Origin of the sequence: Nakamurella sp. (assembly GCF_048594475.1) — a bacterium.
Taxonomy (GTDB): Bacteria; Actinomycetota; Actinomycetes; order Mycobacteriales; family Nakamurellaceae; genus Nakamurella.
This window is the reverse complement of the sequence record NZ_JBMDXT010000483.1, coordinates 1-6357: the sequence shown is the minus strand read 5'-3', so window position 1 is coordinate 6357 and position 6357 is coordinate 1. Positions and strand designations below refer to the sequence as shown.

General features: G+C 71.9%; 10 protein-coding genes. 5 read left to right on the top strand and 5 right to left on the bottom strand.

All coding sequences use genetic code 11. The annotated features are described in order from the left end of the window. The coding region (locus tag ACOJUF_RS21710; RefSeq protein ID WP_420123893.1) for a hypothetical protein at positions 1 to 529 on the bottom strand (529 nt) is incomplete at its 3' end. 211 nt (positions 530 to 740) lie between these two features. On the opposite strand from ACOJUF_RS21710, the gene ACOJUF_RS21705 reads away from it, so the two are divergent. After that, on the top strand, positions 741 to 1268 hold the full coding sequence (locus ACOJUF_RS21705) for a DinB family protein (RefSeq protein ID WP_420123892.1): 528 nt from the start codon (positions 741 to 743) through the stop codon (positions 1266 to 1268). Between the two features lie 10 nt (positions 1269 to 1278). On the opposite strand, the gene ACOJUF_RS21700 is transcribed toward ACOJUF_RS21705, so the two are convergent. Further along, a complete protein-coding gene (locus tag ACOJUF_RS21700) occupies positions 1279 to 2580 on the bottom strand; it encodes a hypothetical protein (RefSeq protein ID WP_420123891.1) in 1302 nt (433 codons plus the stop codon). 121 nt (positions 2581 to 2701) lie between these two features. On the opposite strand from ACOJUF_RS21700, the gene ACOJUF_RS21695 reads away from it, so the two are divergent. Continuing rightward, positions 2702 to 3478 (top strand): SDR family NAD(P)-dependent oxidoreductase, encoded by a 777-nt coding sequence (locus tag ACOJUF_RS21695; protein ID WP_420123890.1) that lies wholly within the window; start codon positions 2702 to 2704, stop codon positions 3476 to 3478. A 93-nt stretch (positions 3479 to 3571) separates the two neighbouring features. Here the strand turns inward: ACOJUF_RS21695 and ACOJUF_RS21690 are convergent, their stop codons facing one another. Continuing rightward, a complete protein-coding gene (locus ACOJUF_RS21690) occupies positions 3572 to 3754 on the bottom strand; it encodes a CsbD family protein (RefSeq protein WP_420123889.1) in 183 nt (60 codons plus the stop codon). A 193-nt stretch (positions 3755 to 3947) separates the two neighbouring features. Here ACOJUF_RS21690 and ACOJUF_RS21685 point away from each other — a divergent pair, with 193 nt between their 5' ends. Genes ACOJUF_RS21685 through ACOJUF_RS21675 form a run of 3 tightly spaced genes read left to right on the top strand, consistent with a single transcriptional unit; the run spans position 3948 to position 5367 of the window. After that, entirely contained in the window at positions 3948 to 4091 is a 144-nt protein-coding gene (locus ACOJUF_RS21685; protein ID WP_420123888.1) for a GPGG-motif small membrane protein, read from the top strand. Positions 4092 to 4114: 23 nt separating this feature from the next. Beyond that, the gene (gene pyrE, locus ACOJUF_RS21680; protein WP_420123887.1) at positions 4115 to 4687 is read left to right on the top strand and encodes an orotate phosphoribosyltransferase; all 573 of its coding nucleotides are present in this window, start codon (positions 4115 to 4117) and stop codon (positions 4685 to 4687) included. After that, the gene (locus ACOJUF_RS21675) at positions 4684 to 5367 is read left to right on the top strand and encodes a TrmH family RNA methyltransferase (RefSeq protein WP_420123886.1); all 684 of its coding nucleotides are present in this window, start codon (positions 4684 to 4686) and stop codon (positions 5365 to 5367) included. The genes pyrE and ACOJUF_RS21675 overlap by 4 nt, the downstream gene beginning before the upstream one ends. Here ACOJUF_RS21675 and ACOJUF_RS21670 read toward each other — a convergent pair whose 3' ends face one another. After that, positions 5368 to 5628 carry a hypothetical protein gene (locus ACOJUF_RS21670; RefSeq protein ID WP_420123885.1) on the bottom strand — a complete coding sequence of 87 codons (261 nt, stop codon included), beginning with the start codon at positions 5626 to 5628 and terminating at the stop codon, positions 5368 to 5370. It lies immediately after the preceding gene. 32 nt (positions 5629 to 5660) lie between these two features. Beyond that, a partial coding sequence (locus tag ACOJUF_RS21665; protein ID WP_420123884.1) for a DedA family protein occupies positions 5661 to 6357 on the bottom strand: 697 nt, incomplete at its 5' end.

Sequence of the window (6357 nt, the reverse complement as noted above, 5' to 3'; positions counted from 1 at the left end):
AGCGGTCGGCCATGACGAAGTAGAACCGCTCCCGGGTCAGGGCCGAGCGCAGGCTGCTGCCGGCCAGCGATCGCTCCTGGTCGGGGGACAGGCCGCCCGGGTTCGACCCGACGGTGGTCAGGTGGCTCGAACCGTCGTAGGCGACGGTGACCCGGGCGTCACCCCGGAGCCGGAGCGGGATGTTCGGCCCGTCCTTGACCCCGCCGGCGCCGTAGCTCTCCGCCCAGCTGGCGCCGATCGTCACCTTGTACTCGTAGTCGCCCGCCGGCAGATCGAACGTGCCCCGGTAGCGCCCGGTGCCGGCGTCCCAGGTCAGCACGGTCGCCGGGCAGGCCGGGTCCCAGTCGCCACCGCACCCGAGCTCGTCCTGCAGGCTGCCGACCAGGGTCACCGTCGGGCCGGGCTCGGGCGCGACCGCCGTGCCCGCCGCCGTCGCCGGCACGGCGACGGGCAGGCTCACCGCAAGCAGGGCGGCGGTCAGCAGCGCGACCGGGCGCGAGGGACGGGTCCGGGCTCGGGTCCTGGGCATGCGACGCTCCCGCGCTGGAGGTGAGGATGAGCGGCGTGGGCTGACACGTGTCCCAGATCACACCGAGGAGTGGACGCTAACTCCGACGGGTGGCCGTGGCAACCCAGCGCGGTCGCCCGGATGCTCACCGTGAGCTTTGAAAGAGGACAGAAGCTGGCCGCTTCCATCGTTACGGTGAGACGGACCGCACCGGCCGACCAGGAGGCGCACCATGACCAGCACGGCAAGCACCGCGACGGACGACCTGACCCAGGAACGCAAGGACCTGCTGGAGGCGCTGCGGATGCACCGGTCGTTCCTGACGTTCACCGCGCAGGGCCTGACCGACGAGCAGGCCCGGCTCACCCCGACGGCCAGTGCGCTGTCCATCGGTGGGTTGATCAAGCACGTCAGCGCCACCGAGCAGGGCTGGTACGACTTCGCCATCGGCGCGCCCGATTCGATGGCCGGCGGGGACAACGCCGAGGCCGAGTACGCGGACGGCTTCCGGCTCCGGGAGGACGAGACCCTCGCGGACGTCGTCGCCGCGTACGAGGCGGTCGCCGCCCGGACCGACGAGCTGGCCAGGACCGCCGATCTGGATGTCGCGTACCCGCTGCCGCCGGCGCCGTGGTTCGAGCCGGGAGCGACCCGGTCGGTCCGGCGGGTCCTGCTGCACCTGATCGGCGAGACCGCCCAGCACGCCGGTCACGCGGACATCATCCGGGAGACCATCGACGGGCAGAAGACGATGGGCTGAGCCGGGCCGATCAGGGGGCCGCGGGGGCCCGGTCGGGCTGCTCGGCGCCCGCCCGCGCGGCCTCCTTCTCCAGGGCCAGCGCCTCGGCGTTACGGCTGTAATCGGCGATCTCGCGCTGCAACAGCCGCCGCACCCGCGGCTGCTGGGACAGCGCCACCGCGAAGACGGTCAGCAGGATCCACATCGAGACGCAGGAGACCACCAGGAAGATCAGCGGGAGCCACTGCTCACCGAGCTTGGCGGCCATGTCCCGGGCCGCGAACGCCCGCCACACGAGCATGATGTTCACCAGGTAGCCGACCGCGTACGAGACGGCGAACGCGATGAGGAACTGCTTGAGGCTGCCCGACTGCTTGCGCTTGAGCAGCGGTTCGTCGCGGCTGGGCACGCCGATCGAGACGATGTTGCCCACGCCCAGCCACAGCAGGATGAAGCACACCGTCAGCACCAGGGCGTTGACGAAGCGGCTCCAGTCGCCGGAGAAGACGGCGATCAGCGCGCTGAGCAGGAAGCCGATCGGCGCGACCAGGCACAGCAGGGCCAGGTTCTTGATGACCAGCAGGTGCCACAGCCGCTGCCCGGTGTCCAGCGCCGCCCGGACCCGCATGGCGTCGAAGGACAGCGCGTTGATGCAGACCGAGCCGCCCATCACCACCGACAGCACGAACAGGCCGAGGAACGGCAGCCACTGCTTGTCCTTGTCCCAGTCGAAGGCCCGGATCCAGCCGAGGTAGAGCAGGCCGAGCGCCAGCGCGATGGCCAGGCTCTTCATCGTCGACCGGGGCTTGCGGTTGACGATGTACTTGATCTCGCCGAGCAGCCCGCCGGCCAGCGCCGGACCGTGCCGGCTGACCGGGTTGCGGCCGGCGAGCGGCACGTGCCCGTCGATCGCCGCCGCGTCGGCGGCGTCCTCGCCGGCGTCGATCCGGGCCAGCCGGGCCTGGAGCACGGCCAGGGCGGCGTCGGTCAACGCGACCCGGGCCAGGCCGACCGCGGCGATCGCGTCCGCCTCGGCCTGTGCGGCGGCGGCGTGGCTGACCGGGGCGGGCTCGCCGTCCTGGCCGGCCGAGGCGATCTCCGGCTGCGCGCCGAGGTTGAGATAGTTGTGCCGGAGCTCGGCCCATCGCGGCGAGAGCCGATCCGTGCCGCGGCTGTCGAGCCGGATCGCCTCGCGCTGGTCTTCGGCGGCCTGACGCACCCGCCGGACGGTGCCCGCCACGTCCCCGCGGTCCTTCCATTTGGCCGCCAGGGCGGACCGCTCGGCGGCGGCCGCTCGTTCGACCAGCTCGGAGAGGTCGTCGATCGCTGCCATGGCCGCTCCCAGGTCGTCCCGTGCCCGTTCCCCGCGAGCATGGGGGAGCGCTCCGACCCGCGCATCGTTCGGCGCGTGTGAGCCGGGGATCCGGCCGGCCGGCTGCGGCTACGGTCGGGGCATGCCTCTTGCTCTGGTCACCGGCGCCACGTCCGGAATCGGGTGGGCGTTCGCCCGGCACCTCGCCGCCGCCGGCTACGCCCTCGTGCTGGTGGCCCGGGACGCCGACCGGTTGGCGCAGCGGCGGACCGCGCTGCTCGGTCTGGGAGCGCCCGCGGTCGAGACCATCGCGGCCGACCTGACCGAGTCCGCGTCGCGGGACCGGGTGACGGACCGGCTCGCGGCCGCCGTCGACCCGGTCGACCTGCTGGTCAACAACGCCGGCGGCACCCTGGGCGTCGAGTTCCTCCAGGCCGCGCCGGCCGACCTGCAGCGGCAGGTCGAGCTGAACGCGGTGACGGTCATGCTGCTGATGCGGGCGGCGCTGCCCGGCATGATCGCCCGCGGCCACGGCGCCGTCATCAACGTGGCGTCCACCGCCGGGCTGGTGCCCGGCCGAGGCTCGACCTACGGCGCGACCAAGGCATTCGTCATCTCGCTGAGCGAGGCGATGTCGATGGCAGTCAACGGGACCGGGGTGCGGATCCAGGCCCTGTGCCCCGGGTTCGTCCGGACCGAGTTCCACGAGCGCGCTCGCATCGACATGTCGAGCACCCCGGACTGGGCCTACGTCGACATCGACCGGCTGGTCCGCGAGTCGCTCGCCGACCTGCGGCACAACCGGGTGGTCAGCATCCCCGGGCCGCTCTACAAGGCGGTCTACCTGGGAACCCGCCTGCTGCCGAGGTCGCTGGTGCGGCGGGCCGCCTCCCGGGTCAAGTCCAAGGGTCGCACCTGAGCGGTCCACCACGGCCCGGTGGGGCGCCCGGACGCGAAACGGCGCGCCCCCGGCCGGGCGAGCGCCGTCGTGCGGTGCCGGTGGAGCTCCGGATCAGGAGAAGGTGTCCTTCGCCGCGTCCTTGACGTCGTCGCCGGCCTGCTTGACGTTGGCCTTGGCCTGCTCGGCCTGCCCGCGGGCCTCGAGCTCCTCGTTGTTGGTCAGCTTGCCGGCGGCCTCCTTGACCTTGCCGACCGCTTCCTCGGCGCCGTGCTTGATCCGATCGCCCATCGTCATGTCCGTCATCCCTCCTGCCGACCCGGCTGCCGCCGGACTGCCCCACCGTCCGGGGGAGCTGATGGGCGGGTACCCCGCGCCGCACCGGGCCAAACCCGGGCCGGACCGGGTGCTGTGGCCTCGTTTCCGGGTCCGGCCGGCGGGGTACCGGCCCGTGGGTGGACCCGATGAGGTCCCGGACAGGAGTGGAACGATGGCGTTCGTACTGTGGATTCTGGCCGTGATTCTGGTGGTCTCGGGCATCTTCGCGATCATCCGGAAGCAGCTGCTGTGGGGCATCGTGCTGATCGTGGTCGGGCTGCTGGTCGGGCCGGGCGGGGTGAGCCTGTTCACCTGATCCGGCTGTGACACGCTGGGCGGGTGACGCAGACCCAGTCCCCGCCCGCCCCCGACGCCGACCCGCGGCACCGGCTCGCCGAGCTCGTCGGCCGGCTCGCCGTGGTGCACGGACGCGTCACCCTGTCGTCCGGCCGGGAGGCCGATTACTACGTGGACCTGCGGCGCGCCACCCTGCACCACGAGGCCGCTCCGCTGATCGGGCGGCTGATGCGCGACCTGACCGCCGACTGGGCGTTCGACGCGGTCGGGGGGCTGACCCTGGGCGCCGATCCGGTGGCGACCTCGATGCTGCATGCCGCGGGTCGCCCGCTGGACGCGTTCGTCGTCCGCAAGCAGGCCAAGGCGCACGGGATGCAGCGTCAGGTCGAGGGGCCGGCTGTCGCCGGCCGGCGGGTGCTGGTCGTCGAGGACACCACCACGACCGGGAACTCGCCGATGACCGCCGTCGAGGCGTTGCGGGAGGTCGGCGCCGAGGTGGTCGGGGTCGCCACGATCGTGGACCGGCAGACCGGCGCCGACGAGGTCTTCGCCCGGGCGGGCCTGGAGTACCGCTACCTGCTCGGGCTGGACGACCTCGGCCTGCCCCCCATGTGAGCGAGGACCCGAACGGCCTCGGGGACGGCCATGTCACGGACGGACCGGGCCCGACGGAGTGGGCGACCGCCCCGGTGGGGGTGGGGCCGCATCCCCGGCCCTGGCCGGCCGGCGACCGGTACGACCCGGAGCTGCTGGCCGCCGGTGATCGGCGCAACGTCGTCGACCGCTACCGGTACTGGCGCCGGGAGGCGATCGTCGCCGACCTGGACGGCCGCCGCCACCCGCTCGAGGTGGCGATCGAGAACTTCGCCTACGACGCCAACATCGGCACGGTCGTGCGTACCGCGAACGCGTTCGCCGTGCACGAGGTGCACATCGTGGGCCGCCGGCGCTGGAACCGGCGCGGGGCGATGGTCACCGACCGCTACCAGCATCTGCGGCACCACGCCGACGTCGGGTTGCTGCTGGCGACCGCGGCCGCCCGCGGGCTGACGGTGGTGGCGGTCGACAACCTCCCGGGCGCGGTGCCCATCGAGACCACCCCGCTGCCGCGGTCCTGCCTGCTGCTGTTCGGCGGCGAGTCGGCCGGGCTCAGCGAGGCGGCCCGGGCCGGGGCCGCCGTCACCGTCTCCATCGCGCAGTTCGGATCGACCCGTTCGATCAACGCCGGCGTCGCCGCCGGGATCGCGATGCACGCCTGGATCCGGCAGCACGCCGACCTGTCGCGGGCCTGGTGATCAGGACGGCCGGCACCAGTCGTCGGGCAGGGCCACGTCCACGCCGAGGAACGTGACCGACTCCCCGCATGCGTCGTCCTTCACCCCGTTGGCGAAGTCGATCACGTGCTGGCGCTGCTGCCAGCCGACGAAGATCAGCACCGCGGCCAGGACCAGCACGATGATCTTGCCGACGATCTTCTTGATCAGGATGGCCAGGACCAGGGCGATCACCGCGATCGCGATGAGCACCCAGGGCGTGGTGCTCTGGATGGTGGTCAACGGGACGTCCATGCTCCGGGGACCGGCCGGACTCACTCGGCCGCGCGCTCGACGCCGGACGCCCCCGGCGCCTGCTCGCCCTTGGCCGCCTGCTTCTGCTTGCGGCTGGCGATCCAGTGGGCGACGGCGGGGAACGCGCTCGCGCAGATCACGATCACCACGGCCGCGATCACGATCAGGTCCAGGTTGTCGCGGATGAAGCCGATCTGGCCGAGGAAGTAGCCGGCGACGGTGACGCTGGTGATCCAGATGACGCCACCGATGGCGGAGTAGACCGTGTAGATCTTGACGTTCATCCGGGAGGCGCCGGCCATCACGGTGGCCACCGTCCGCACGACCGGCACGAAGCGGGCCAGCACGATCGTGATCTTGCCGTACTTGTCGAAGAAGGCCGCCGACTTGTCGATGTATTCGCGCTTGAGCAGCTTGGCATTGGGCCGGCTGAAGACGGGCGGCCCGATCTTGTAGCCGATCCAGTAGCCGACCATGTTCCCGACGAATGCGGCGAGCGAGACCAGGGCGATGAACAGCCACAGGTTGATGTCGATCGCGCCGCTGGCGATGAACAGGCCGGAGACGAACAGCAGGGTGTCCCCGGGCAGGAAGAAGCCGAGCAGGATGCCGCACTCGGCGAAAATGATCAGCATGATGCCGAGCACGGCCCAGGCACCCATGTTGTTGATCAGGTTTTCCGGACTCAGCCAACCGGGCAGGAGTGCGAGGTAGGTA